At 75.2% G+C, this 24892-nt stretch carries 22 protein-coding genes; 13 read left to right on the forward strand and 9 right to left on the reverse strand.

Translation table 11 applies throughout. The features are described 5' to 3' along the window. The 6 genes from HS045_RS14065 (at position 1) to HS045_RS14090 (ending at position 6475) form a co-directional block, all read left to right on the forward strand. Positions 1-1116, forward strand: a complete 1116-nt coding sequence (locus HS045_RS14065; RefSeq protein WP_196451806.1) for a glycosyltransferase family 4 protein — start codon at positions 1-3, stop codon at positions 1114-1116. 156 nt (positions 1117-1272) lie between these two features. Continuing rightward, the gene (locus HS045_RS14070; RefSeq protein ID WP_196451807.1) at positions 1273-2046 is read left to right on the forward strand and encodes an enoyl-CoA hydratase/isomerase family protein; all 774 of its coding nucleotides are present in this window, start codon (positions 1273-1275) and stop codon (positions 2044-2046) included. A gap of 174 nt (positions 2047-2220) precedes the next feature. Further along, the gene (locus tag HS045_RS14075; protein WP_307827518.1) at positions 2221-2604 is read left to right on the forward strand and encodes a hypothetical protein; all 384 of its coding nucleotides are present in this window, start codon (positions 2221-2223) and stop codon (positions 2602-2604) included. Continuing rightward, a complete protein-coding gene (locus tag HS045_RS14080; RefSeq protein ID WP_307827519.1) occupies positions 2601-3869 on the forward strand; it encodes a DUF6395 domain-containing protein in 1269 nt (422 codons plus the stop codon). The genes HS045_RS14075 and HS045_RS14080 overlap by 4 nt, the downstream gene beginning before the upstream one ends. A gap of 10 nt (positions 3870-3879) precedes the next feature. After that, on the forward strand, positions 3880-4722 hold the full coding sequence (locus HS045_RS14085) for a M55 family metallopeptidase (protein ID WP_196451808.1): 843 nt from the start codon (positions 3880-3882) through the stop codon (positions 4720-4722). Beyond that, the gene (locus HS045_RS14090; protein WP_230884034.1) at positions 4715-6475 is read left to right on the forward strand and encodes an FAD-dependent oxidoreductase; all 1761 of its coding nucleotides are present in this window, start codon (positions 4715-4717) and stop codon (positions 6473-6475) included. The genes HS045_RS14085 and HS045_RS14090 overlap by 8 nt, the downstream gene beginning before the upstream one ends. Here HS045_RS14090 and HS045_RS14095 read toward each other — a convergent pair. Together HS045_RS14095 and HS045_RS14100 are read right to left on the reverse strand one after the other, a co-directional pair. Next, the gene (locus HS045_RS14095) at positions 6472-6876 is read right to left on the reverse strand and encodes a PIN domain-containing protein (protein ID WP_196451809.1); all 405 of its coding nucleotides are present in this window, start codon (positions 6874-6876) and stop codon (positions 6472-6474) included. The two genes, HS045_RS14090 and HS045_RS14095, sit on opposite strands and share 4 nt — an antisense overlap. Next, positions 6873-7091: a type II toxin-antitoxin system VapB family antitoxin gene (locus tag HS045_RS14100; RefSeq protein ID WP_196451810.1), complete on the reverse strand. Its 219-nt coding sequence runs from the start codon at positions 7089-7091 to the stop codon at positions 6873-6875. The genes HS045_RS14095 and HS045_RS14100 overlap by 4 nt, the downstream gene beginning before the upstream one ends. Before the next feature lie 288 nt (positions 7092-7379). Here HS045_RS14100 and HS045_RS14105 point away from each other — a divergent pair, with 288 nt between their 5' ends. From HS045_RS14105 to HS045_RS14125, 5 genes are all read left to right on the forward strand, one after another. Next, positions 7380-9797 (forward strand): serine/threonine-protein kinase, encoded by a 2418-nt coding sequence (locus tag HS045_RS14105; RefSeq protein WP_196451811.1) that lies wholly within the window; start codon positions 7380-7382, stop codon positions 9795-9797. Beyond that, entirely contained in the window at positions 9794-11905 is a 2112-nt protein-coding gene (locus HS045_RS14110; protein WP_196451812.1) for a serine/threonine-protein kinase, read from the forward strand. The genes HS045_RS14105 and HS045_RS14110 overlap by 4 nt, the downstream gene beginning before the upstream one ends. A 231-nt stretch (positions 11906-12136) precedes the next feature. Further along, on the forward strand, positions 12137-13480 hold the full coding sequence (locus HS045_RS14115; protein ID WP_196451813.1) for a serine/threonine-protein kinase: 1344 nt from the start codon (positions 12137-12139) through the stop codon (positions 13478-13480). A gap of 309 nt (positions 13481-13789) precedes the next feature. Then, entirely contained in the window at positions 13790-14569 is a 780-nt protein-coding gene (locus HS045_RS14120) for an electron transfer flavoprotein subunit beta/FixA family protein (protein ID WP_196451814.1), read from the forward strand. A gap of 19 nt (positions 14570-14588) precedes the next feature. Then, complete coding sequence (locus HS045_RS14125; RefSeq protein WP_196451815.1) at positions 14589-15542, forward strand: electron transfer flavoprotein subunit alpha/FixB family protein; 954 nt, start codon at positions 14589-14591, stop codon at positions 15540-15542. Between the two features lie 141 nt (positions 15543-15683). On the opposite strand, the gene HS045_RS14130 is transcribed toward HS045_RS14125, so the two are convergent. Next, complete coding sequence (locus HS045_RS14130) at positions 15684-16877, reverse strand: MFS transporter (RefSeq protein WP_196451816.1); 1194 nt, start codon at positions 16875-16877, stop codon at positions 15684-15686. Positions 16878-17072: 195 nt separating this feature from the next. Then, positions 17073-17579, reverse strand: coding sequence for a TetR/AcrR family transcriptional regulator (locus tag HS045_RS14135; RefSeq protein ID WP_196451817.1), 507 nt, complete (start codon positions 17577-17579; stop codon positions 17073-17075). A gap of 109 nt (positions 17580-17688) precedes the next feature. Between HS045_RS14135 and HS045_RS14140 the strand changes: the two genes are divergently transcribed. Beyond that, positions 17689-18852: a cysteine desulfurase family protein gene (locus HS045_RS14140; RefSeq protein WP_196451818.1), complete on the forward strand. Its 1164-nt coding sequence runs from the start codon at positions 17689-17691 to the stop codon at positions 18850-18852. Positions 18853-18918: 66 nt separating this feature from the next. Here the strand turns inward: HS045_RS14140 and HS045_RS14145 are convergent, their stop codons facing one another. After that, positions 18919-20040: a methyltransferase domain-containing protein gene (locus tag HS045_RS14145; RefSeq protein WP_307827520.1), complete on the reverse strand. Its 1122-nt coding sequence runs from the start codon at positions 20038-20040 to the stop codon at positions 18919-18921. 237 nt (positions 20041-20277) lie between these two features. After that, positions 20278-21324, reverse strand: a complete 1047-nt coding sequence (locus HS045_RS14150) for a DUF695 domain-containing protein (RefSeq protein WP_196451820.1) — start codon at positions 21322-21324, stop codon at positions 20278-20280. Between the two features lie 59 nt (positions 21325-21383). Here HS045_RS14150 and mnmA point away from each other — a divergent pair, with 59 nt between their 5' ends. Beyond that, positions 21384-22460, forward strand: a complete 1077-nt coding sequence (gene mnmA / locus HS045_RS14155) for a tRNA 2-thiouridine(34) synthase MnmA (RefSeq protein WP_196451821.1) — start codon at positions 21384-21386, stop codon at positions 22458-22460. Between the two features lie 96 nt (positions 22461-22556). Here mnmA and HS045_RS14160 read toward each other — a convergent pair whose 3' ends face one another. From HS045_RS14160 to HS045_RS14170, 3 genes are all read right to left on the reverse strand, one after another. After that, the gene (locus tag HS045_RS14160) at positions 22557-23198 is read right to left on the reverse strand and encodes an MBL fold metallo-hydrolase (RefSeq protein WP_196451822.1); all 642 of its coding nucleotides are present in this window, start codon (positions 23196-23198) and stop codon (positions 22557-22559) included. A gap of 175 nt (positions 23199-23373) precedes the next feature. Beyond that, positions 23374-24480, reverse strand: coding sequence for a WXG100 family type VII secretion target (locus HS045_RS35445; RefSeq protein ID WP_196451823.1), 1107 nt, complete (start codon positions 24478-24480; stop codon positions 23374-23376). Then, positions 24477-24776, reverse strand: a complete 300-nt coding sequence (locus HS045_RS14170) for a hypothetical protein (protein ID WP_196451824.1) — start codon at positions 24774-24776, stop codon at positions 24477-24479. The genes HS045_RS35445 and HS045_RS14170 overlap by 4 nt, the downstream gene beginning before the upstream one ends. Between the last annotated feature and the right edge of the window lie 116 nt (positions 24777-24892).

Here is a 24892-nt window from a genome sequence, read left to right on the forward strand (position 1 = left end):
ATGGTTTCCGCAACGGGTCTCCCGGAACGGCGCGGCGCGCTGCGCATCGTGATGGTCGCGCCGCCCTGGTACGAGGTGCCGCCCCGCGGTTACGGGGGGATCGAGTCGGTGCTGGCCGAGCTGATCGCCGGGCTGTCCCGGCGCGGGCACGAGGTCACGCTGGTGGCGGCGGGCAGGCCGGGGACGTCCGCGCGGTTCCTGCGCACCTACGCCTCGCCCCCCTCCGGGCGGATCGGCCAGGCGCTGCCCGAGGTGCTGCACGCGGCCCGGGCGCACGACCTGCTCTCCGGGATCGACGCCGACGTCGTCCACGACCACTCGCTGGCCGGGCCGCTGACCGCCGCCGCACGCACCGCCCCGACCGTGGTCACCTGCCACCACGAGGTGGACGGCGAGTTCGGCGAGTACTACCGGGCGCTCGGCGGTGAGGTCTCCATGGTCGGCATCTCCGCCGCCCAGCGACGGCTCGCCCCCGACCTGAACTGGGCGGGAGTGGTCCACAACGCCGTCGAGACCGGCTCGTTCCCCTTCCGCGAGCGGAAGGAGGACTGGGTGCTGTGGCTGGGCCGGTTCAACGAGGACAAGGGGGCGCACCTGGCCGTCGAGGCGGCCCGCGCGGCGGGGCGGCGGATCCTGCTCGCCGGGCGGATCACCGAGCCGGGGGAGCGGGAGTACTTCGACCGGGAGGTCGGCCCCCGGCTGGGACCCGACGCGGTGTACGTCGGCGAGGCCGACGCCGTCCGCAAGCGCGAGCTGCTGGCGGGCGCCCGCTGCCTGCTCTTCCCGATCCTCTGGGAGGAGCCGTTCGGGATGGTGATGATCGAGGCCATGGCCTGCGGCACCCCGGTGGTGGCCCTCGCCCGGGGGGCGGTACCGGAGGTGGTGGCCGACGGCCTCACCGGATTCGTCCGCGACCGCCCGGAGGAACTCGCCGAGGCGGTGGAGGCGGCCGGCGGGATCGACCCGCGGGCCTGCCGGTCCCGGGTCAGGCGCCGCTTCGACGTCGCGGTGATGGCCGAGGGCTACGAGAGGGTCTACCGGGCGGCGGCGGCCGGACCCGACGGTCCCCCCGGCGTCGCCGACGGGACGGGGGAGGCGGCGTTATCCACGCGCTGACGCCTCCCGTCCGCTCCCGCCGTACGCCGTCCGTTCCCGCCGTACGGCCTCCGCCCGCTCCCGCCGTACGGCCCCGCCGGATCGGGAGCGGGCGGGCGCGGCTCTATGGTGGGGGGCGACACGGTGGGACGACGGCGTTTCCATGGAGGGACGGCGATGGGTGAGTTCGTACGGGTCGAGTCCGCCGGCGGGGTCGCGACGATCAGGCTCGATCGGCCGAAGATGAACGCGCTCAACGGGCAGGTCCAGCGGGAGATCGCGGAGTGCGCCCGGCAGGTGGACGCCGACCCCGGCGTGCACGCGGTGGTCCTCTACGGCGGTGAGCGGGTCTTCGCGGCGGGAGCCGACGTCAAGGAGATGGCGGACATGCCGTACGCGGAGATGTCGGCGCACTCGTCGGTGCTCCAGGACTGCTTCACCGCGGTGGCGGAGATCGGCAAGCCCGTCATCGCGGCGATCACCGGGTACGCGCTCGGCGGCGGCTGCGAGCTCGCGCTGTGCGCGGACATCCGCATCGCCGGCGAGTCCGCCAAGCTGGGCCAGCCGGAGATCCTGCTGGGCATCATCCCGGGCGCGGGCGGCACCCAGCGCCTGCCCCGGCTGGTCGGCCCGGCCAAGGCCAAGGACCTCATCTTCACCGGCCGCCACGTGACCGCCGCCGAGGCGCTGGAGATCGGGCTGGTCGACCGGGTCGTCCCCGACGCCGACGTCCACGCCGAGGCCCTCGCCTACGCCGCCCGGTTCGCCGGCGGCCCGGCCGCGGCCCTGCGCGCCGCCAAGCGGGCGATCGACCACGGCCTGGAGACCGACCTCGGCACGGGCCTGGAGATCGAGCGGCTGGCGTTCTCCGGGCTGTTCGCCACCGACGACGCGCGGATCGGCATGCGCGCGTTCGCCGGGAAGACCCGGGCGGAGTTCACCGGACGCTGACCGCCGCGGGCTCCCGGGGAGCCGGTCCGCGTCCCGAGCCGGTCCGCGTCCGGGGGACGACGACCCGGGGGACGACGACCCGGGGGACGATCCGGCGGGATGAGACCAAGGTGATATCGGTTCATCCGGTTAGATCATTCTTTGCAGGTAATCTCCCGGACTATGGCGCGGTTGGTGAAACACGTTCTGATGCCCGCACGCCTGCGGCGGGTGGTCCGCGACTGGTTCGACTCCCGCTACATCTCGCGGGCCGACCACCGGCGGGACGTCAGGGACGCCCTGTGGGAGGTCCAGACCCTGGGACGGGAGGTCGCCGCGCTCCGGGCGGAGACCGACGGGCTCCGCAGGGAGGTCGGCCGTCTCCGGGAGCAGCCGGCCGGGACGAGGATCGACCCGGCACGGGCCGACCGGTGGGACGACGCCCACCGGCTGGCGCAGGAGACGGCGGCGGCGCTGGAGCGGGTGCTCCAGAACGAGGTCCTGCTCTGGCAGGCGGTGGACCGCGTCTCCGGAGGACGGGAGGCCGGGGAGGGCGCGCCGGCCGGGAGGACGGTGTGAGGGTCGCCTGGACGGCCGGGAACGCCGGGAACGCCGGAGACGCCGGGAACGCCGGGAGCACGGGAGGCGCGGTCCGGCACCTGGCCTTCCGGCTGGACGCCGAGGACGGCATCACCGGCCGGTGCACCGACGGCGAGCCCCTGAAGATGGCCACCAACTCCTGCCGGATCGAGCTGCCGTACGAGCCGGGGGAGGTCCACCCCGATCTGCTCGCGCTGGCCGCGTGGACGGTCGTCGCGCCGTGGACGCGGCGGCGGGTCGTCTTCGACCGGCCGGTCTCCCCGGAGTTCGCCGCGGCGATCGAGGAGGGCTGGGGGATCGCGGCCGGGCCGGTGGGCGGTTCCCCCCGGCCCGGCGGGCGCGGGCTGGCGATCTCCTACAGCGGCGGGGCGGACTCGGCGGCCGTCGCCGCGATGCTGCCCGACGTCCCGTTCGTGCACTTCCAGCGGGTCCCGCACCCCCGGGTGCCCAACCGCTGGACCCACTACCGGTCGGACACCCTGGCCCGGCTGGCCGCCGGGACCGGCCGCGAGTCGGTGACGGTCCGCTCCGACCTCGAGTTCGTCCTGGCCGAACCCCGTCCCGGCTATCCCGAGCACCACGCCGTGACCGCCGGGGCGCTGCTGCTGGCCGACGCGCTCGGCCTGGGCGGGATCGCCCTGGGCTACGAGATGGGCTCGCGCTGGCTGGGCGGGGGCCGCTATCTGCACCGGTACACCCCCGACAACCCGATGTGGGCCCCGCACGGCGCCTGGGGACGGGCGTTCGCCGCGGCGGGGGTGCGCCTCGTGCTCCCGGTCGGCGGGGTCAGCGAGGCGGTCACCATGCGGCTCGCCCTGGCCTCGCCCCTGCGCGAGCACGTCCGCTGGTGCCTGCGCGGGACCGGCGGACCCTGCGGGACGTGCGGCAAGTGCCTGTACAAGGAGCTCATCCAGGCCGCGATCGAGCGCCGCCCGCTGCGCACCTCGATCACCGCGGACCGCGGGGTCGCCCGCAAGTGGCAGCGGCCCCCGCCGTACGGCGGGCAGGAGATGATCGAGTACGGCTGCGCCCGGGTGCCCGGCATCGAGGACACGCCCTTCGCGAAGGCCGCGGCGTTCCTGGGCGCCACCGAGGAGTCGACCGCCTGGCTGGACCGCTGCTACCCGCCCGCGGTCGAGGAGGTCCCCGCGCCGTGGCGGGAGCGGATCCGCGCGTTCATGGCCGCCGAGGTCGGGTTCATGAGCCAGGATGAGGCGCGCCGGGTCGAGACGTGGGGGCTGTGAGGGGGCCGTGGTGAAGGTGTACGTGTCGGTGGACATGGAGGGCGTCACCGGGCTGACCGACCCGGAGGAGATGCGGGCGGGGGGACGGGGCTACGAGCGCGGCTGCGAGCTGATGACCGCCGACGCCAACGCGGTGGTGCAGGGCGCCTTCGACGCCGGGGCGCGGGCCGTACGGGTCAACGACGCCCACGGGTCGACCAAGAACCTCAGGATCGACCTGCTGGACCCGCGGGCCACGCTCGTGCGGGGACCGGGCAAGCCGCTGCGGATGGGCCAGGGGCTCGACGGGACCTACGCGGCGGCCTGCTTCGCGGGCTACCACGCGCGGGCCGGGGTGCGGCACGGCGTGCTCAACCACACCTGGATGGGCAAGGAGATCCAGAACGTCCGCCTCAACGGGGAGGTCTGCGGGGAGACGCGCCTGGTCGCGGCGTTCGCCGGCTCGCTCGGCGTGCCGGTGGCGCTGGTGACCGGGGACGAGGCCGCCTGCGAGGAGGCGCGCGAGCTGCTCGGCGACGTCGAGACGGTCGCGGTGAAGACGGGCGTCGACCGGTTCTCCGCCGAGCTCCTGCCGCCGGTCGTCGCCCAGGCCCGGATCCGGGGGGCCGCCGCCCGCGCGCTCGGCCGTCTGGGCGACTTCCGTCCGTACGCGGTCGAGCCGCCCTACACGCTGGGGGTGGAGTGGAACTCCACCGCGATCGCGGCCGGGTGCGCGCTCATCCCCGGGGTGCGGGCCACGGGACCCCGGGAGACCGAGTTCACCACCGGCGACTTCGGGCAGATCATGTCCCTGTTCGGCGTCTTCGCCATGGTCGGCGGCCAGATCGCCTGCGGCAGCGGGATCTATGGCTGAGCCGGACGGGCCCGCCGGGAGCGGGCCGCAGGGAGAGCCGTCCGGGGCGGGGCGCGCGGCGGCGTCCGGGCCGGTGCCCGAAGCGGCGTCCGGGTCGGGGTCCGGGGCGGGGCGCGCGGCGGCGTCCGGGCCGGGACCCGGGCCGGGGGTTCCCACGCCGGACGGCCGGTCCGGGGCGGGAGCGCCGGGCGCGCTGACGCGGCGGGCGCTGCTCGTCGGCGTCGGCGCGGCGGGCGGCGCGGGGGCGATGTTCGCCGCGATGGGCGCGCTCGGGCTGGCCCCCGACTCCCAGGACCGGGCGTTCGCCCCGCCGCAGCGCTCCGACTTCTCCCTCACCGGCAGGGGCGCGGCGAAGGTCGTGGTGCTCGGTGCCGGGGTGGCGGGGCTGACCTGCGCCTACGAGCTGGGCAAGGCCGGGTACGACTGCACGGTCCTGGAGGCCGCCGACCGGGTGGGCGGCAGGAACCTCACGGTCCGGGGCGGGGACCGGCTGACGGAGCTGGGCGGGGAGACGCAGACGGCGGAGTTCGGGCCGGACGTCTACTTCAACGCCGGTCCCGGCCGGATCGCGCAGTGGATGGTCACCATGGACTACTGCCGCGAACTGGGCGTGCCCCTGGAGGTCTTCGTCAACGGCAACGCCTCGGGCTACGTCCGCACCCACGCGATGGACGCCCCGGTCCGCGTCCGCACGGCCCGCGCGGACATGTACGGCTACATCGCCGAGCTGCTGGCCAAGGCCGCCGGCGCGGGCGCGCTGGACCGGAGGCTGACGAAGGAGGACCGCGAGCGGCTGACGGAGTTCCTGCGCCGCTTCGGCGACCTCGGCCCGGACCTGACCTACCGGGGCTCCGCGCGCCGGGGGTTCACCGTCCATCCGGGGACCGGGAGCGGCGAGCCCCTGCCCGGGCCGCCGTCGCTGAGCGAGGTGCTCGCCGCGGGGACCGGGCGGGCCCTCACCGCGGACTTCGGCTTCGAGCAGGCCATGCCGATGTTCCAGCCGGTCGGCGGGATGGACGCGATCGTGCGGGCCCTGGCGCGGGAGGTCGGCGAGGCGCGGATCCTGACCGGGGCCCCGGTCACCGGCGTGCGGAACCTGCCCGACGGCGTCGAGGTGACGTACTCCGGGGGTCCCGGCGGCTCCGGCGGCGCGGTCCGCGCCGACTACTGCGTGGCCACCCTCCCGCCCCACGTGCTCGCGCGCGTCCCGCACAACCTGGGCGCCGCGATCACCGCCGCGCTGCGGACCCCCACGCCGGTCGCCGCGGGCAAACTGGGGCTGGAGTACGGCAGGCGCTGGTGGGAGACCGACGACCGGATCTACGGCGGCATCACCGAGACCGACCTGGACATCACCCACATCTGGTACCCCTCGCACGGCTACCACGGCAGGACCGGCCTGCTCGTCGGCTACTACAACACCGGGGCGGAGGCCCAGCTGTACGGGAGCCTGACGCACCCCGAGAGGCAGGCCCGCGCGCTCACCCAGGGCAAGAAGATCCACGGCGAGAAGTACCGCGCCGAGCTGCGCTCCAGCGTCTCGGTCGCCTGGCACCGCCGTCCGCACGTCGAGGGCGGGTGGGCCGTGTGGCCGTCCTACGGCGGGGAGTTCACCGTCCTGCAGCAGCCCGCCGGCCGGGTCCACTTCGCCGGAGACTGGCTCACCCACCTGGTCGCCTGGCAGGCCGGCGCCATGGAGTCGGCGCGCAAGGCCGTGACCGCCCTGCACCAGCGGGTCCTGGCGACCTCCTAAGGGGCGTCGATTCTGATCATCATGATCTCCGGGCGGACTTTGGCGATGGCGGCGAAGTCCTGGTCAGCGTGGATCAGCGTGAGGCCGTTCGCCTGAGCGGTCAGGGCGATCATGATGTCCATCGGAGACGGACCCCGATGGTGGCCGATCTTGATGAGATCCCTCTGGACGGCGAGGACCTGCCGCCAGGGGGCGTCCACCGCCGGGCACCACCCGAAGACCCGGCTGAGCATGGCGAAGAAGGGTTCGTGGTCCCGGTCGGCGCGGACGCCCACCATGAGTTCCGCTTCGACCGGCGGGCACAGCGCCACCAGGCCTCGCGCGATGTTGTGCGGCCAGGGCTCGCCGATCTGCCTGCGCAGAATCCGCCAGACGGCCGACGTGTCGGCGAGGTACGTCACCGGTGCGGCCGCTCCTGCTCCGCGAGTGCGTCGAAGTCGATGAAGCACTCCGCGTTGTCCTGGAGCCAGGCCAGGCCGCGGCTGCGGTCGTCCGCACTGGTACCGGCCGCGACGGCGAGGGCGCGATTGATCGTCTCGCGCTTCGTCTTGGTCCCCAACTGCTGCTGGGCGAGGGTGAGCATTCCCTCATCCAGGTCGATCACGGTTCTCGCCATGAGCCCTCCTCGTCTTCTATGCATGCTTTGATATAAGGATATCACTATGTATATACGCGGAGGATCGTCGGAGGCGGTGCCGCCTGCCGCCTCGCCGCTGATCCCGCCGGGTCGGCCGGGCCTGCGCGCAGGGAGGGGTCCGCACCTGGCAAACTGACGCCGAAATGAGATTGCGCGTTACCTCCGCTTGGGAAACCGTTGAGGCGTGCCAGACGTTGTTCGAACGGGGAATGTGGCCTGATGGTTCATCTCGTAGGCGGGGTTTAAGCCGGTATGGTGCTTCATGCCATGAATCAGGACGATCGACTGGGCCCGTACCGGCTGCTGCGGCGGCTCGGCGAAGGCGGCATGGGCGTGGTGCACCTCGCCGTCGACCCCCAGGGGCGGCAGGTCGCGGTGAAGGTCCTGCGCTCGGAGGTGGCGGGCGACGACGTCGCGCGCCGCCGCCTCTCCCGCGAGGTGGAGACCATGCGGCGGGTGCGCAGCGAGTACATCGCGGAGGTGCTCGACGCCGACGTGACCGGCCGTCGCCCCTACATCGTCACCCGGTACGTCGCCGGCGACCCGCTGGACGAGGTCGTCAAGCAGGAGGGCCCGCTCGACCTGCCCGCGCTGCTCCAGGTCGGCCACGGCGTCGCCTCCGCGCTGGCCTCCGTGCACTCCGTCGGGGTGATCCACCGCGACCTCAAGCCCGGCAACGTGCTCATCCTGAACGGCCGGCCGGTCCTCATCGACTTCGGCATCGCCCAGGCCGTGGACGCCACCCGGCTCACCCAGACGGGCATGTTCATCGGCACGCCCGGCTACCTGGCCCCCGAGATCATCGAGGGGCACGAGGCGGGGCCGGAGGTGGACGTGCACGCCTGGGCGGGCACGCTCGTCTTCGCCGCCACCGGCCAGCCGCCCTTCGGCAAGGGCACGCTGGAAATGATCTTCTACAACATCACCGCGGGCCGGGCGAACGTGGACGGCGCGCCGCCGGAGCTGCAGCCCGTGCTGCGCGCCGCGCTCCAGCGCGACCCGGCCAAGCGGCCCCCGGCGGCGGAGCTGGCCGCCGAGACGGCGCGCCTGCTGGCCAGGACGGGCCGGGGTCGCCCCCGCGTCCCCGACGAGGTCACCACCGTCCCGAGCTTCGACGACCCGGTCCCGGGCGGGCGCGGAGGCGCCGGCGGGCACGCGGGCCCGGACGGAGGCGCCGGCGGGCGGGGCACCGGCGGCCCGGGGGCGCCGACCGGGGCCGCGGCCTTCGCCACGGGCTCGCTCCTGCCCGCCGATCCGGGGGACGTGCCGACGCCGGTGTCCTCCCGGCCGACGGGTTCCGCCCCGTCCACGCCCTGGCCCCCGGCTCCGGCGGCCGGGTCGGGCGAGTACTCCTCGCTGCTCGACGCCGACCGGCCCGACCCGTGGCCGACCCGCAGGGTCACGTCCGAGGAACTGCGCCAGGCGGTGCCCCCGGCGCCCCCGGGGGCACCGCCGTCTGGGTCGTCTGCGCCGTCTGCGCGGCCGCCGGCCCCGCGGCCCTCGCACGACCTGCCCACCGGGCTGCTCGGCCAGGAGGACGTCCCCACCAGCAGGGTCCCGGGCCGCGACCGGACGGGGCCTGCGGCCCAGCCGGGGCAGGACGGACCGGGACGGCCCGGCCCGGCGGGGCGGGGCGGGCCGGAGCACGGCGGACCGGGCCGGACGGGACCGCACGGGTCCGGCGCGGCCGGACTGCTCGGCCCCACGGCACCGGTGCCCGACGGGGACATCCCGACCCAGCGGGTCCGCCCCCAGGACCTGCCGGAGCACCTGCGCGGCCCCGGCTCGCCCCCGCAGTCGTACCGGCAGCCGCAGCAGCCGTCCTCGCGGTCCTACCAGCAGCCGCAGCCGTATCCGCCGCACGCCTCGTTCGAGCAGCCGCCCTCCTCGTTCGAGCGGACGCCGCACGTCCGCCCGTCCGCGTCGCCCCCGTACCCGTACCCCCCGGCGGACCGGCACCACGAGGCCGCCTCCGGCCCGTTCCACCCGGACGGACGGCGGTCCCGGAACCCGGAGCACCAGGGGCACCAGGGACACCAGGGACACCAGGGACACCAGGGACAGCAGGGGCAGGGCCGCGCGCCGCAGCACTCGGGGGCGCACGGCGTGGCGAGCGTGCTGCTGCTGGTCGTCATGACGGTCGCGGCGGCCATGCTGCCGGCCCTCGTCACGCTCGCCGCACTCCCGGTCGTCGTCCTGCTGCGCGCCGCCGACATCGCCCAGCCGCGGCTCAACGCGCGCCGTCCGGCCGGTGCGGCGGCGGCCGACGTGCTGCGGGTGCTCGCCCTGCCGGGCGCGCTGCTGAGGTCGGCCGGCGTCACGGTCGCGCTCGTGCCGTACGGACTCATCCTCGGCCTGCCGGTGACGCTGCTGCTCGCCGTGCTGGTCCCGGGGATGCCCGCGGCCAACGCGCTCGGCTGGGGGGCGGCGGTCGCCCTGGCGACGATCTGCGCCGGTCCCGGAGTCGAAGGCCCCGGCCGCCAGATGCGACGTACGCTGGCATCACTGGTGCCGTCGCGGAACGGGGCCGTGGCCGTGGCCGCCGCCCTGGGCGTGGTGGCCGCGTTCCTGGTCTACCTCGTGGGCGACACCGTGGGGACCGGTGCGAGGAAGGCGGAGTGGAGGCCCGCGGACGTCGGGGCGGTGGTGAAGGAACTGAACGGGCTACGAAAGAAGGCGCGATGACGGGGGACACGCAGGCGCCCGAACGGCTGGGGCCGTACCGGCTGCTGAGGAAGATCGGCGAGGGCGGCATGGGGGCCGTCCACCTGGGGCTCGACGAGGACGGGCGCGAGGTGGCCGTCAAGGTCCTGCACCCGCACGTGGCGGCCGACCTCAAGGCGCGCGACCGGCTGACCCGCGAGGTGGAGACCATGCGGCGGGTGCGCAGCCCGCACGTGGCGGAGGTGCTGGACGCCCGGCTGACCGGCGCGCAGCCGTACATCGTGACCCGTTTCGCGCCCGGCCGGACGCTGGAGGAGACGGTCCTGGCGGACGGCCCGCTCCCCGACGACCAGGTGATCCGGCTGGCGCGGGGCCTGTGCGCCGCGCTGGTGGCCATCCACGCCGCCGACGTGGTCCACCGCGACCTCAAGCCGGCCAACGTGATGCTCATCGACGGCGATCCGCTGGTCATCGACTTCGGCATCGCGCACCTGGTCAACGCGACCCGGCTGACCCAGACGGGCATGTTCGTCGGCACGCCCGGATACCTCGCTCCGGAGATCATCCGGGACTCCGAGATCACCCAGGCGGCCGACGTGCACGCGCTGGCCTCCACGGTCTTCTTCGCCGCGACCGGCAGGCCGCCGTTCGGCACGGGCAGCTTCGAGGTCGTCTGCTTCAACATCATGGAGGGCCGGGCCAGCCTCGACCTGGCCCCCGCCTGGCTGCGCGGCTGGCTCCGGCGGGCGCTGGACGTCGACGCCGCGGCCCGGCCGGGCGCCCAGGAGCTCTACCGGACGGCGCGCTCCCTCGACCCCGCGGTGGCGGCGTTCCACTCCGAGCCGCACACCGGCTCCCCCGCGGGGTCCCGCACCGCCGTGCTCGGCGGCACGCGGGTGCCGGCCGGAGAGTCCCCGCCGGACGGCACGAAGATCATTCCGCAGGCCCCGCCGGACGGGACCGAGGTGATCGACCGGGTCCCGCCGGACGGGACGAAGATCATCGATCCGGTCCCGCCGGACGGGACGAAGATCATCGATCCGGTGCCGGCCGCGCCCGCGAACGGCACCCGGGCCCTGGCGCAGGACGAGACGTTCTCCGACCTGCTCCCCCCGGTGGAGTACGCCAAGCCCGACCGGCGCGACCGCAGGGGCCGTGACGCCGGCGATCCCCGCGAGCCCCGCGACGGCCGGGGCCGTTCCGCCGCGGCGCCGCCGCCCTACGTCCCGGCCGGTCCGCCGCCGCCGTACGTCCCCGCGCCGCCCGCCGCGCGGCGGGGCGGGCTCGCCCCGCCGCCCTACCCCGACCAGCGGGTCGCCGGCTATCCGGCGCCACCGCCGACGGGGCCGGCGCAGCCGTACCCGGCCCCGGACACCCGGCCCCGGGGCCACACCCCGCCCGCGCCGCCGCGCCACACCCCGCCGGCTCCGGAGCGGCAGGCCCGCCCGCCGTACCGCACCGGTCAGCCGCTGGCCGCGCTGCTGCTGCTGGTGATCGCGGTGGCGCTGGCCTGCGTGCTGCCCGTCGCGGTGAGCGTGATCGCGCTGGTGGCGGTGCTCTGCCTGCGGGTCGGCGAGAACCTCTTCGGCGGCCTGGCCGAGCGTCGCTCGGTGCGGGGCAGCAGCGCCTCCGACCCGCTGATCGTGCTGGTCGGCACGCCGTGGGCGCTGCTGAAGGCCGCGACGGCGACGCTGCTCACCGGCCCGCTGGCCGCGATGTTCGGCATGTGCGTCTGGGGGGCGCTGGTCTACATCGGCCAGATGGGCACCGACCGGGCCGCCTCCTACGCGGCGGGCGCCTTCGTGGCCGGGCTGTTCGTGCTGCCCGGCGGGGGCAAGCCCCGCAAGGCGGTCTCCCGTGCGCTGACCGGGGTGATCCGCAGTCCGGGCGCCGCCATGGTGACCACGCTCGTCCTGGGCACGCTGGCCTTCTTCGCGGTGATGGCGGCGCTGGGGATGAGCCCGTCGTTCGAGCCGTGGCGGCCGCCGTCCGTGGTGGTCCGTGAGCTGACCGAGAGCTGGAAGGCCCAGGCGAACGAGACCGCGATGGGCACGCTGGACCTCATCGGGGGCCTGGTGGACGACCTGCTCAAGAGCGTCGGCCTCGGCTTCCTGTCCTTCTGGAACTGACCGCCCCTCCCCGGCGGGAGGGGGTCGTCGGCGCAGGCCGCCTCCGGGAGCGGCACTCCCGGAGGTCTCCGCGCCCGGCGGGCCCGATGACCGTCCCTTGTGCCGGGTGCGGCGGGCGGGTGCCGTTCGGCCCGGGTTCCATGTCCGGAGATGGGGGGTTTCTTGCCCGGGCCCCGTGCGATCCCGCGATCCCTGGGGGACGATGAGGGGGAAGCCGCCGGAGGGAGTCGCATGGGAGCGCCGGACGACGGGCACTGCGGGCCGTACCGACTGCTCTCGCCGCTGGGGGCGGGAGGCTTCGGAGCGGTCCACCTCGCGCTGGACCCCGAAGGGCGCACGGTGGCGGTCAAGGTCCTGCACCCGCACGTGGCGGCCGACGGCACGGCCCTGGCCCGGCTGGCCCGCGAGGTGGAGGCCATGCGCCGGGTGCGCAGCCCGCACGTCGCCGAACTCCTCGACGCCTCGCTGGACGGCGACCGCCCCTACCTGGCCACCCGCTACGTTCAGGGCCGCCCGCTCGGCGCGGTGGTCGCCGCCGACGGCCCGGTCGCCGGGGACGACCTCGTCCGGCTGGCGCGCGGCCTGGCCGAGGCGCTGGCCGCGATCCACGCCGCGGGGGTGGTCCACCGCGACCTGAAGCCCGCCAACGTCATCTGCGAGGGCGGCGAGCCGGTCGTGATCGACTTCGGCATCGCGTGCCTGCTCGACTCCGCGGCGGTCACCGCCTCCGGCGCGGTCCTCGGCACGCCGGGCTACCTCGCGCCGGAGGTCCTGGAGGGCGGCGGGGCGGGGCCGGAGGCCGACGTCTTCGCCTTCGCGGCCACGCTGGCCCACGCGGCGACCGGCCGCCACCCGTACGGCACCGGCCCGGCCTCGGCGGTCGGCTACCGGGTCGTGCACCACGATCCCGACCTCGACGACGTGCCGTCCTGGCTGGAGCCGCTGCTGCGGGAGTGCCTGGCCCGCGATCCGGCCGACCGGCCGACCGCGGCTCTGCTGCCGCTGCGGCTCGGCGCCCCGGAGCCGGGGGTCCGTGCGGTCCGTGCGGGTGGCGGTGTTCCGGAGGCGGAGGTCCGTGCGGTCCGTGCGGGTGGCGGTGTTCCGGAGCCGGGGGTCCGTGCGGTCCGTGCGGGCGGCGGCGCCCCCGAAGCGGCGGTCCATGAGGCCTCGGCCGCCGGTGTGCAGGGGCTGAGCACCCGGGAGTGGCGTCCGGGCCGCCGCGTCCGGCCCGCGACCTTCCCGTCGGAGGCCCGCGAGCGCCGCCGGGCCGTGCTCCACCGGCGCTGGGTCGTCGGGACCGGCCTGTTCACGGCGCTGGCGGCCGCGACGGCCAAGCATCCGCTGCCCGAGGTCTCGCTGCTGCTGCTGACCCTCTACGGCTCGGCGATGCTCGTCGACGGGGGCGTGGCCCTGTTCGCGCGGCGGAACCGCGGTCGCGCGATCCTCGACCTGTCCTGCGCCGCCGGCGTCGTCGCGCTCTGGGTCGCGCTGGCGGCGTTCTTCAGCCCGCTCACCCTGGGCCTGGCGCTGGGCACCGTCGTCCTCGTGCTGGTGGTCATCCTGCTGAGCAGTTGAGCCCCGCCCGCCCACCGGTTCCGGAATATAGTTCGGTATGGTGGAGGGGGTGATTCGCCGGGTAGGAGCCCACCGGGCGGTGGAAGCCGTGCGGGGCGGCGGTTTGCGCCTAAGCTACCGATGGGTAACATGAGGGCGGGGGACCAGGCTCGGGCGTGTCCCGGCCGGGCCACCCGCTGTCACAACGCCCTCGGGCACCTGGCAGTCTTGGCATCCGCGTGCACGTGCCCCGCGTGCGCGTACCGAGCATCCGGCGTCAGCCGCGGCGACGCGGCGGCGCACGCGAACACGGGAGGTCGGCCACCGGCCATGAACATCGTCGTCTGCGTGAAGCAGGTCCCCGACACGGCGACCGAGCGCAAGCTGAGGTCCGATGACAAGACGCTCGACCGCGATGCCGCCGACGGCGTCATCAACGAGCTGTGTGAGTACGCGGTCGAGGAGGCGCTGCTGCTGAAGGAGGCCCACGGCGGTGAGGTGACCGTCCTCACCATGGGTCCCGACAAGGCCAGCGACACCATCCGCAAGGCGCTGGCCATGGGCGCCGACAAGGCCGTCCACCTGGTCGACGACGCACTGCACGGCTCGGACGCGCTGGGCACCTCCCACGCCATGGCCCAGGCGCTGAAGAAGATCGGTTTCGACCTGGTCATCCTCGGCTCCGAGTCCACCGACGCCCGCACCGGCGTGCTCGCCGCCATGCTGGCCGAGCGCCTGGGCGTGCCGCAGCTCACCTTCGCCAAGAAGGTCGAGGTGGGCAAGGGGACGATCACCGTCCAGCGCGTCACCGACTACGGCTACGACAAGGTCGAGGCCTCGCTGCCGGCCGTCGTCTCCGTGGTCGAGAAGATCAACGAGCCGCGCTACCCGTCCTTCAAGGGCATCATGGCGGCCAAGAAGAAGCCGGTCGAGAAGCTCGGCGTCGCCGACGCCGGGATCGACGCCTCCCAGGTCGGCCTGGCCAACTCCTGGAGCGAGGTCGTCGACTTCGCCGCGGCCCCGCCGCGCGCGGCCGGCACGATCGTCAAGGACGAGGGCGACGGCGGCGCGAAGGCCGCCGAGTTCCTCGCGTCGAAGAAGTTCGTCTGAGGACGGGGGAATAGCTGACATGTCCGAAGTTCTCGTTCTCGTCGAGCACGTCGAAGGCCAGATCAAGAAGGTCACGCTGGAACTGCTGACGCTCGCCCGCAGGCTGGGCGCCCCGTCGGCCGTCTGGACCGGACCGGGCTACTCCGCCGAGGCCAGGGCCAAGCTGGCCGAGCACGGCGCCGAGAAGATCTACGTCGCCGACTCCGCCGACATCACCGACTACGTGGTCGCGCCCAAGGTGGACCTGCTGGCCCAGCTCGTCTCCTCGGCCTCCCCGGCCGCGGTGCTCGTCGCCGCCACGGCGGAGGCGAAGGAGATCGCCGGCCGGCTCGCCGTACGGACCGACTCCGGGGTGCTGACCGACGTCGTCGGGATCGAGGAGGGCCTGGTCGCCGACCAGTCCATCTTCGGCGGCGGCGTCAACGTCCGCGCGCGCGTCACCAAGGGCCTGCCGATCATCGCGGTCCGCCCGAACGCGAGCCCGGTCGAGGCCGCCGCGGGCGCGGGCGCCGAGGAGCAGGTCAGCGTGGCCGTCTCCGACGCGTCCAAGACCGCCAGGGTCGTGGAGCGGGTCAAGGAGGAGAAGGGCGCCCGTCCGGAGCTCACCGAGGCCGCCATCGTGGTCTCCGGCGGGCGGGGCGTGGGCTCGGCCGAGAACTTCTCGATCATCGAGAAGCTGGCCGACTCGCTCGGCGCGGCCGTCGGCGCCTCCCGCGCCGCCACCGACGCCGGCTGGTACCCGCACCAGTTCCAGGTCGGCCAGACCGGCAAGACCGTCTCGCCGCAGCTCTACATCGCGGCGGGCATCTCCGGGGCCATCCAGCACCGGGCCGGCATGCAGACCGCCAAGACGATCGTCGCCATCAACAAGGACCCCGAGGCGCCGATCTTCGAGCTCGCCGACTTCGGCGTCGTGGGCGACCTCAACCAGGTCGTCCCGCAGCTGACCGAGGAGATCGCCAAGCGCACGTAGGCCCACGCGGGCGGCGCGGAGGGGGCGGAGAGCACCTGCTCTCCGCCCCCTCCTCCGTTCCGCGCCGGCCCTCCGGGGCGGACCCGGAGAACCGCCGGCCTTCCCGCGTCCGGCCCTCCGCGGGGACGGGCCGGTGGGCCGTCAGCCGGCCAGGGTGAGCTCGGAGGACCGGGCCGGGGCGGCGGAGGCCGTACCCGCGCCGCTCCGGGGCAGCAGACGGGCGGTCACGGCGATCAGGACGCCGAGCGCGACGGCGCTGCCGAGCGCGGTCCGCAGCGACGACAGGTCCGACAGGAAGCCGATGACCACCGGGCCGAGCAGCAGGCCGGCGTAGCCCATCGCACCCGTCTGGGCGATGGCCGGGCCGGGGTTGCGGGTCGCCTCGCCGGCCATGGACAGGGCCACCGGGGAGACCGTCGCCACGGCCAGGCCCACGAGGAACATGGCCGCCAGGGCGACCGCCGCCGAGGGGACGGTGATGACCACGGCGAAGGTGGCGGCGGTGGCCAGTCCGGAGAAGGCGACCATGGTCCGGGGGCCGAACCTGGCCCGGACGCGGTCGCCGGCGAGGCGGGCCAGCAGCATGCCGACCTCGAAGACCGGGTAGCCGAGGGCGGCGACGGCCTCCGGGGCGCCCAGGGTGTCGCGCAGGTACAGGCCGTTCCAGTCGGCGATCGTGCCCTCGACCATGAACGCGCAGAACGCGATCACGCCGAGCAGGTAGACCACCGGGGGCATGCGGCGGCGCGTTCCGGTCCGGCCGGCCGGCTCCGGGGCGGGGTCGGGAAGGTAGGAGCGGCTGACGGCGACCAGCACGGGCAGGGCGGCCAGCGCGACGAGGACCAGGTGGACCGTGACGGACAGGCCCGCCGCGATGGCCGCGGTGCCGACCACGCCGGCGGTGATCGCGCCGACGCACCAGCCGGCGTGCATGCCGTTCATCAGCGGGCGGCCGTGGGCGCGCTCGACGGTCGAGCCCTGCGCGTTCATCGCGACGTCCACCGCGCCGAACGCCAGGCCGAACAGCGCGGCGGCGGCCAGCAGCAGCGGGAAGGTCGGCGCGAACGCCAGCAGGACCAGAGCCGCGGCGCACAGGGGGGCGCCGACCCGCAGGACGCTCCGGCTGCCGACGCGCGTCATCACGCCGCGCATCGACTGCATGGTCACCAGCGCGCCCAGGCCCCACACGAGCAGGGTGACGCCGATCGACGACTCGGACAGGCCGAGCTTGTCGGACAGCGCGGGCAGGCGCACGGTCATCGATCCACACAGCAGGCCGCCGAGGACGAAAGTGAGGATTGCCCCGTTACGGGCCCTCCTCAGGTCGCGGGTCATGAATCGATCCCTTCATCAGAGGTTTGCAGGTGATGGCTATCGGGCAGACACAAGCCGGTCGCTTCCGCCGCGCGCGGGAGCGACCACCAACGCGTCGCGTGCGGGCGGAGCCGTCCACGGCCGGAGCGGGCGGGCGCGATCCCGCCCGCCGGGCGGGGGCCGCGGACCGGTGAGGGCGGGTCGGCGGCGGGGCGGTCAGCCGCCGAGCAGGTCCAGCAGCCGCCGTTTCAGCTCGGCGTAGTGCCGCTCGTCGTAGAGCCCGGGGTCGTGGGTGGCCACGTCCCACACGCCCTCGCAGGCCAGCCGCACGATCTGCGCGGCCACCGGGTCGGGCTCGCTCTCCAGCCCCTCGCGGTGCCAGCGGGCCATCGCCTCGCGCAGCGGGGTGAGGAGATGGAGGGTGCCGGAGGCCCCGCTGACCACCGCCCAGCGGCGCAGCCTGCCGCTCTGGACGGCGGCGAACGTGGCGGCCAGGTAGTTCTCGGTGTAGGTGCCGTGGCCCTGGGCGGCGACGAGTTCGTCGAACTCCTCGATCAGCCGCTCGACCATGCCCTTGATCAGGGCCTCCTTGGTGGCGAAGTGATAGAGCAGGCCGCCCTTGCTGCAGCCGGCCCGCTCGGCGACGGCCGCCAGGGTGAGCGCCGAGGAGCCCTGGTCGGACAGCAGGCCCTCGGCCGCGTCCAGCAGCTCGTCGCGTCTCATGGCGAGCACTGTACCGTCCGGACGGTACAGCAGCAAGCGGGGGCGGCGCCCGTCACGGACGCGGATACGCTTGGAGGGCTGAGAAGAATCGCGGAGGGGGAGTGCGGCTGTGGAGTCCGCCTATCTCGACCATGCGGCGACCACGCCGATGCTTCCCGAGGCGATCGAGGCGATGACCGCCCACCTCGGCAGGGTGGGGAACGCCTCCTCCCTGCACACGGCGGGCCGCCGCGTCCGCCGGGTGGTGGAGGAGTCGCGCGAGTCCATCGCGGACGCGCTCGGCGCCCGGCCCAGCGAGGTCGTCTTCACCGCGGGGGGCACCGAGGCCGACAACCTGGCGATCAAGGGCCTCTACTGGTCGCGGCGGGCCGCCGGGGCGACCCGCATCCTGGTCAGCGCGGTCGAGCACCACGCCGCGCTCGACCCCGCGCACTGGCTGGCCGACCACCAGGGCGCCACCGTCGAGCCGCTCGACGTCGACGAGTTCGGCCGGGTGCACCCGCAGACGCTCCGCGAGGCCGTCGAGCGCGACCCGGACGGCGTCGCCCTGGTGAGCGTGATGTGGGCCAACAACGAGGTCGGCACCGTCCAGCCCGTCCGGGTGCTCGCCGCCATCGCCCGCGACCACGGCATCCCGTTCCACACCGACGCGGTCCAGGCCGTCGGCCAGCTCCCGGTGGTCTTCGCCGACTCCGGGGTGGACGCGCTGACGCTCTCGGGGCACAAGGTCGGCGGCCCGATGGGCGTCGGCGCGCTGCTGCTGGCCCGCGGCGTCGAGCCGGTGCCGGTGCTGCACGGCGGCGGCCAGGAGCGCGACGTGCGTTCGGGCACCCTCGACGCCCCGGCGATCGCCGGGCTCGCCGCGGCCGTCCGGACCGCGGTCGCCCGGCAGGCCGAGACCGCCGCCCGGCTGGCGGAGCTCCGCGACGACCTCGTCCGCCGCGTACGGCGGGCCGTCCCCGACGTGGTCCTCAACGGGGATCCGGTGAACCGCCTGCCCGGCAACGCGCACTTCTCCTTCCCCGGGTGCGAGGGCGACGCCCTGCTCATGCTGCTGGACGCCAAGGGCGTGGAGTGCTCCACCGGCTCGGCCTGCTCGGCCGGGGTCGCCCAGCCCTCCCACGTGCTGCTCGCCATGGGCGCGGACGGGGTCAGGGCCCGGGGCTCGCTGCGCTTCTCCCTCGGCCACACCTCCACCGGGGCCGACGTCGACCGCGTCGCCGACGTCATCGGCGCGGTCGTGGAGCGCGCCCGCCGCGCCGGCCTGACCTGACCGGTCCGGGAGCCGCCCGGTCCCGCCCGCCGCGGGCGGCCGGTGACCGCACCGGGCCGGGCCGGTTCACCCGTCGAGCCGGTACAGGCGCAGGAAGTCGTTGTCGACCGGCAGCACGGTGCAGCGCCGGAAACCGGCCTCGGCCGCGTACCCGCGCAGGACGCCGGAGCGCAGCACCGTGCCGGTGGCCGCCGACGGCCGCTCGACCAGCTGGGTGGGCAGGCAGTGCGTGACGCTCCAGCCGTACATCATCCGCTCGACCCGGTCGCCGGGCGCGGTGAACCGGTCGGCCACCCGCTCGTCGGCGACCAGCACCGCGCCGCCGGGGGCGAGGGCGGCGCGGACGGCCCGCAGCGCCTCCACCGGCCGGGCGAAGTCGTGCAGCGCCTCCAGGACGAGCACCAGGTCGTAGGGTCCGGAACCGGCCATCGAGGCCGCGTCGCCGCAGGTCAGACGGGTACGGTCGCCGAGGCCGGCCCGTTCCGCCTGGTCGCGCGCGTCGGCGATCGAGGCCTCGTCCAGGTCGACGCCCTCCACCAGGGCGTGCGGGAAGGCCCGGGCCAGTGCCAGGACCGCCCAGCCCTGCCCGCACCCCACGTCGGCGACGCGCGGTCGCCGGCCCGTCCCCGGGGCCGCCTCCAGGCGGGCGACCACGTCGGGCAGGGCGGCCAGCCAGGCGGTGGGCAGCTCGCGGGTGAAGGCCGGCCGGTTGATGCGCCCCTGGCCGTGCCGGAACGCCGCGCCGTACGCCTCGTAGGGCACGCCCTCGCCGGTGCGGTAGGCCGCGGCCACCTGCGGCAGGACGCCGCCGATCCCGGCGAGCAGGTGGGCGAACGGCGCGACGTGCGCGGGGTCGTCGGCGTGCAGCAGCACCCGGGCGTGCGCGGGGTCCAGCCGGTAGCGGCGCTCGTCGGCGGACTCCTCGCCGCCCGCCTCCAGCAGCCCGGCGACGGCCTGCTGCTCCAGCCACTCGCGGGCGTAGCGCGGCGCGATCCCGGCCCGCCCGGCCAGCCCGGCCGGGGTCAGCGGGCCGTGCCGTTCGAGGGCCCGGTAGAGGCCGAGCTCGGTGCCGAGGTAGACCGAGAAGAGCTCCAGGGCGCCGACGGCGCCGTCGGACAGCCGCTGGGCGAGCAGTTCCCCGCGGTCGGTCCCCGGCTGCGGGGAGAGGTCGGTGTCCGGCGCGGTCACGGCCGATCCTTCCTGGTGGACGACGGTGTCCCCCCAGGATTTCCGGGACGGGCGCGCGGCGGTATGCCGGAATGCGCACAACGCGGTACGGATGCGGCATGGATACGGCATGGATTCGGTCAGGCGGCGGACGCCCGGCACCGGAGCGGGGGCCACGCGGATCCGGTCCGGTCTGTCAGCGGTCCGTCCGCCGTCGGCCCGGCATGGTCCGCGTCGGCCTGATCCGCGCCGGCGTGTTCAGCTCAGGAAGGGGGAGACCGCGATCCAGCCGGGGTCGGTGACGACGTCCACCCGGGGCAGGCCCTCCTCCCAGCTCACCACGAGCTCCTTGGCGTGGATCGCCGCGTCCCCCGCCGGGTCGGCGTAGACGTGCAGCACCCGCTGGCCCTCGGCGCTGGTGTGCGCGGCGAGCACGGCGGCGCCGTGCAACCGGCTGATCCGCCCGGCCAGGCGCTCCTCGAAGTCGCGCAGCGCGTCCAGGGAGGGCCCGGCGGGCAGGCCGTCGGCGTCGCGGTGCAGGTAGGGCAGGGTGATCGCGATGTGCTGGTCGAGCAGCGGGTGGTCGACCGGGCGGAGCGGGTAGCGGGCGGTGGCGATCAGGCGGGCGCCGCCGGCGGTCTCGCCCTCCAGCAGCGCCCACTGCTCCTCCCGGAAGCCGGAGGCCAGGTCGGCCACCACCGCGGGCAGGTGCACGGCGGGCACGGCGTCGATCGGCGGGAACCGGGAGGCGGAGACGTCGCCGACCCAGCGGGCCACGTCGTCCTCGCCGAGCAGCCAGTCGAGGGCGAGCAGCGTCGCCTCGGTCCGGGTCTCCTCGTCGACGAGGTCGAAGATCGGGTGGTGGGCGACCACGTCGACGCGGGGGGCGCCGAGCGGGGCGCGCAGCCCCAGGACGAGCCCGTCCAGCCCGAATCCGTGGCCCGCCACGTCGAGGGTGAGGGTCATGGCCTCCGGGTTGGCCTGCCGGGACGGGTGGAACTCCCACCGGGCGTCGGCGGGCGGTGCGGCGGCGGCCCAGCGGTGCGCGACGGGACGCAGCTCGGGATCCCCGGCGGCGGTGACCACCAGGGCCTGGTCGGCGGCCAGGCCGGGGGCGATCTCCCACACCAGGGAGGGGTGGACCGCCTGCACGGCGGGCGCGATCCACTCGGCCAGCCGGTCGGCCTCCCCGGCGGCGACCATCGCGTCCAGCTCCGGTCGCGCGCCCGCCCACCACGACCAGAATCCGGCGATGCCGTCGGCGGGTTCTCCGGAGGGCTCGCTCTTGCGCCCGAACAGTCGCATGGTCCCGGATTCTCCCAGCACGGCGGGGCACCTGCCAACGCGGGTAGGCTCAGGGGGTTATGGCTCTCCGTGTGCTTGCCGCCATGTCGGGCGGCGTCGACTCAGCCGTGGCCGCCGCTCGCATCGCCGAGGCGGGCCACGACGTCACGGGCGTGCACCTGGCGCTCTCGGCCAACCCGCGGTCCTACCGGACCGGCGCCCGGGGATGCTGCACGATCGAGGACTCGCGCGACGCCCGCCGGGCCGCCGACGTGATCGGCATCCCCTTCTACATCTGGGACATGGCCGAGCGGTTCCACCGGGACGTGGTCGAGGACTTCGTCAGCGAGTACGCCGCCGGGCGCACGCCCAACCCGTGCCTGCGCTGCAACGAGAAGATCAAGTTCGAGGCGGTGCTCGACCGGGCCCTGGCCCTCGGCTTCGACGCCGTCGCCACCGGGCACCACGCCCGGATCGTCGACGGCGTGCTGCGCCGCAGCCCCGACGAGGGCAAGGACCAGTCTTACGTGCTCGGCGTGCTCACCCGCGAGCAGCTCGGCCGCGCGGTCTTCCCGCTCGGCGACTCGACCAAGGCCGAGGTCCGCGCGGAGGCCGCGCGCCGCGGGCTCATGGTGGCCGACAAGCCCGACAGCCACGACATCTGCTTCATCGCCGACGGCGACACCCGGGGCTTCCTGGCCGACCGCCTCGGCGCGGCCGAGGGCCCGATCGTGGACGAGGCGGGCGAGGTCGTGGGCAGCCACGGGGGCGCCTACGGGTTCACCGTGGGCCAGCGCAAGGGCCTGCGCATCGACCGCCCGGCCGCCGACGGCAGGCCGCGCTACGTGCTGTCCATCGAGCCGGTCTCCAACACGGTCACGGTCGGCCCGCGCTCGTCCCTGGAGGTCAGGGCCATCGAGGCCGTCCGCCCGGTCTGGAACGGCCCGGTGGACGCGCCCCGCGAGCCGCTGGACTGCGTCGTCCAGCTCCGCGCGCACGGCGAGGTGTACGGCTGCCGCGCCCGGGTCTCCGGCGACGGGGAGCGGGTCCACCTGGAGCTGGACTCCCCGGCGACGGGGGTGGCGGCGGGCCAGGCGGCGGTGTTCTACCTCGGGGACGCCGTGATCGGCTCGGCCACCATCGCGTCGGCGGCCTGACCGGCGGTCAGGTCACCACCGCGTCGGCGGCCTGACCGGCGCGGCTCCCGGCGGCGGTCCAGCCGCCCCGCCGTGCGGTGCGGAGGCCGGCGCCGCCTACGGCAGGGTGACCGACTCGCCGGGCTTGAGACGGCGCATGTCGGCCCGCTGCTTCTCCGACTCCAGCTCCAGCCACCGGTCGACGATGCCCAGGCCGATCTCGTTGAGCAGCCCGTCATGGGTGGAGAAGGCCCGCGCGGGGCGCACCTCGCGCAGGTAGGCGATCAGCTCCGCGCCCTTCAGCCACGGCGCGTTGGTCGGCGCCAGCAGCGTGGGCACCTCGACGCCCGGCAGGGTGAGCGCGTCGCCGGGGTAGAAGACCTCCTCGTCGATCAGGAAGCCGACGTTCTGCACGATCGGCTGGTCGGGGTGGTTCGGCGCGTGCCACTCGCCGACGGCCTTCACCTGGAACCCGGCCGTGCCGAACGCGTCGCCGTCCCGCACCACGTGGATCTCGGCCGGGACGCCGGCCAGCGCGGCGGCCACGCCCTCGCAGGTCCAGATCTCCAAAGACGGGTCGGCCTCGGCGGCCCGGCGCAGCCGCTCGGGCTCGACGTGGTCGACGTGCTCGTGGGTGATGAGCACGGCCCGGGCGCCGTCGAGCGCGGACTCCTCGCTGAAGGACCCCGGGTCGATCACCAGTGCCGAATCGCCTTTCTCCAGGCGCACGCACGCATGTCCGAACTTCGTGAGCTTCATGGTCGCACCCTACAGAGACGCGGCCCGGGGCCCGGGGAGCCCTCCCGGCGGGGTGGGAGCCGGAGCACGGCCGTCGCGGCGGGACCGGAGCGCTCCCGGCGGGACGGAGGACCGGGTCCCGGCCCGGCGGACGCCGGCGGATCCGGGGCGGGGATCACCGGGATCGTCCGGACGGTCAGTAGCCGACGTAGCCGGTGCCGTTCTTCGTGCCGACCACTCCGGGCACCGCCGAGACGGATCCGTAGCGTTCGATGGCGTACCGGACCCCGGCGATGATGTTGTCCACCGGCGCGTAGATGTCCTTGTGGCCGGGGAGCGACCAGCGGTCGAAGGTCGGGTCGATGGTCTGCATCAGCCCCTTGGACGGGATGCCCGCCGCCGCGTTGGAGTCCCAGTTGTTGATCGCGTGCGGGTTCCCGCCGGACTCGTGCTGGATGATCATCCAGATGTCGCTGGGGTTCATCTTCTCGGCGGGGTACCCCTGGGCCTTGAGGATCTCGATCGCCTGCTCGATCCACTGCTTGACCTGACCGGTCGGCGCGGGCCCGCCGCCGGGCGGGGGCGGCCCGCTCGACCCGTAGCCGCCGAAGCCGCCGCCGCCGTTCCCGCCGGTGCCGTCGCCGCCGGTGCCGTCGCCGCCGTTCCCGGATCCGCCCTGCGGCCGGTAGCCCGCGGTCCGCTCCCAGTCGACGGTACGGCCCGGCGCGGGCACGAACCGCTCGTCGCCCGGCGCCGCGATGCCCTCGAAGGTCGCGGGCCGCCCGGCCAGGTGCCCGGTGACCGCGTCCTTGGCCGCGGTCACGGCCTTGCCCGCGGTCTCGACGTGCGGACGGGCGTCCGAGACGGCCCGGCCGACCAGCGACCTGATGCCCGGCTCCAGGTCCTTGTCGGATTTCCCGGGGTTCCTGCCGCGGTGGGCGGCCACCTGGTCCAGGAGCGTGCCCATGAGGGAACCGATTCTGGCCTCGGCGCTCTCCAGGGCCCCGGCCGCCGTGTCGAGGGCGGTCGCGCAGTCGGTCAGCGCGTCGTGCAGGGCGTCGCCGGCGCGGCCGTACCGGCGCATGTAGACGGCGAAGGCGTCGGCGGAGCCGCCCTGCCAGGCCGCGTCCACGTCGGAGACCGCGCCGCCGAGGCCGCCGGTGTACTCGCTCACCCGGCCCGCCGCGCTCCGCCAGCGGGCGGCGACGGCGCGGACGGCGGCCGGGTCGCCGTCGACCTTGCCCGCGAGTTCGGACAGCTCGGCGCCGCCCGGCAGCCGGGCCACCTCGTCCCTGAGGCTCACGCCGCCCCCGCCCCGCCGGCCCGGTTCGCGCCGCGGACGTTGTCCTGCACGAGGTCCAGCGCGCGCTCGACGCCCTTCAGCCTGCTCGCGGCGTGTCCGAGCTCGCCGTCGACCGCGGTCTCGACCCGGTCGACGGCGGTGGCCAGCGCCGCGGAGTCGGCGAGTCTCCCGAAGACGGACGAGTCGGTGCCCTGGGCGGGGTATCCGGCGCCGAGGTCGGCGAACTTCCCCGCCAGGGTCCTGGCCGCGGTGCGGCAGCGTTCGAGTGCCTCGTAGTGGAGGTCGACACCCGCCATCCGGCTGTCTCCTTCCGGCCGCTACGGAGTCGGACCCGGTCGAGCATAGTAGATCCGGATCTTCCGGGAAGAGGCCGTCCTCCCCGCGCCGCCGGACGTCTCACCCGGCGGCGGGG

Source organism: Planomonospora sp. ID82291, from assembly GCF_015711645.1.
GTDB lineage: Bacteria > Actinomycetota > Actinomycetes > Streptosporangiales > Streptosporangiaceae > Planomonospora.

What these genes read in the sequence shown, in the direction of transcription:
- HS045_RS14115 (WP_196451813.1), top strand. Translation starts at nt 12,137, where the DNA reads ATGGGAGCGCCGGACGACGGGCACTGCGGGCCGTACCGACTGCTCTCG.
- HS045_RS14100 (WP_196451810.1), bottom strand. Translation starts at nt 7,091, where the DNA reads ATGGCGAGAACCGTGATCGACCTGGATGAGGGAATGCTCACCCTCGCC.
- mnmA (WP_196451821.1), top strand. Translation starts at nt 21,384, where the DNA reads ATGGCTCTCCGTGTGCTTGCCGCCATGTCGGGCGGCGTCGACTCAGCC.
- HS045_RS14120 (WP_196451814.1), top strand. Translation starts at nt 13,790, where the DNA reads ATGAACATCGTCGTCTGCGTGAAGCAGGTCCCCGACACGGCGACCGAG.
- HS045_RS14070 (WP_196451807.1), top strand. Translation starts at nt 1,273, where the DNA reads ATGGGTGAGTTCGTACGGGTCGAGTCCGCCGGCGGGGTCGCGACGATC.
- HS045_RS14135 (WP_196451817.1), bottom strand. Translation starts at nt 17,579, where the DNA reads ATGAGACGCGACGAGCTGCTGGACGCGGCCGAGGGCCTGCTGTCCGAC.
- HS045_RS14170 (WP_196451824.1), bottom strand. Translation starts at nt 24,776, where the DNA reads ATGGCGGGTGTCGACCTCCACTACGAGGCACTCGAACGCTGCCGCACC.
- HS045_RS14160 (WP_196451822.1), bottom strand. Translation starts at nt 23,198, where the DNA reads ATGAAGCTCACGAAGTTCGGACATGCGTGCGTGCGCCTGGAGAAAGGC.
- HS045_RS14065 (WP_196451806.1), top strand. Translation starts at nt 1, where the DNA reads ATGGTTTCCGCAACGGGTCTCCCGGAACGGCGCGGCGCGCTGCGCATC.
- HS045_RS14130 (WP_196451816.1), bottom strand. Translation starts at nt 16,877, where the DNA reads ATGACCCGCGACCTGAGGAGGGCCCGTAACGGGGCAATCCTCACTTTC.
- HS045_RS14090 (WP_230884034.1), top strand. Translation starts at nt 4,715, where the DNA reads ATGGCTGAGCCGGACGGGCCCGCCGGGAGCGGGCCGCAGGGAGAGCCG.
- HS045_RS14150 (WP_196451820.1), bottom strand. Translation starts at nt 21,324, where the DNA reads ATGCGACTGTTCGGGCGCAAGAGCGAGCCCTCCGGAGAACCCGCCGAC.
- HS045_RS14110 (WP_196451812.1), top strand. Translation starts at nt 9,794, where the DNA reads ATGACGGGGGACACGCAGGCGCCCGAACGGCTGGGGCCGTACCGGCTG.
- HS045_RS14105 (WP_196451811.1), top strand. Translation starts at nt 7,380, where the DNA reads ATGAATCAGGACGATCGACTGGGCCCGTACCGGCTGCTGCGGCGGCTC.
- HS045_RS14125 (WP_196451815.1), top strand. Translation starts at nt 14,589, where the DNA reads ATGTCCGAAGTTCTCGTTCTCGTCGAGCACGTCGAAGGCCAGATCAAG.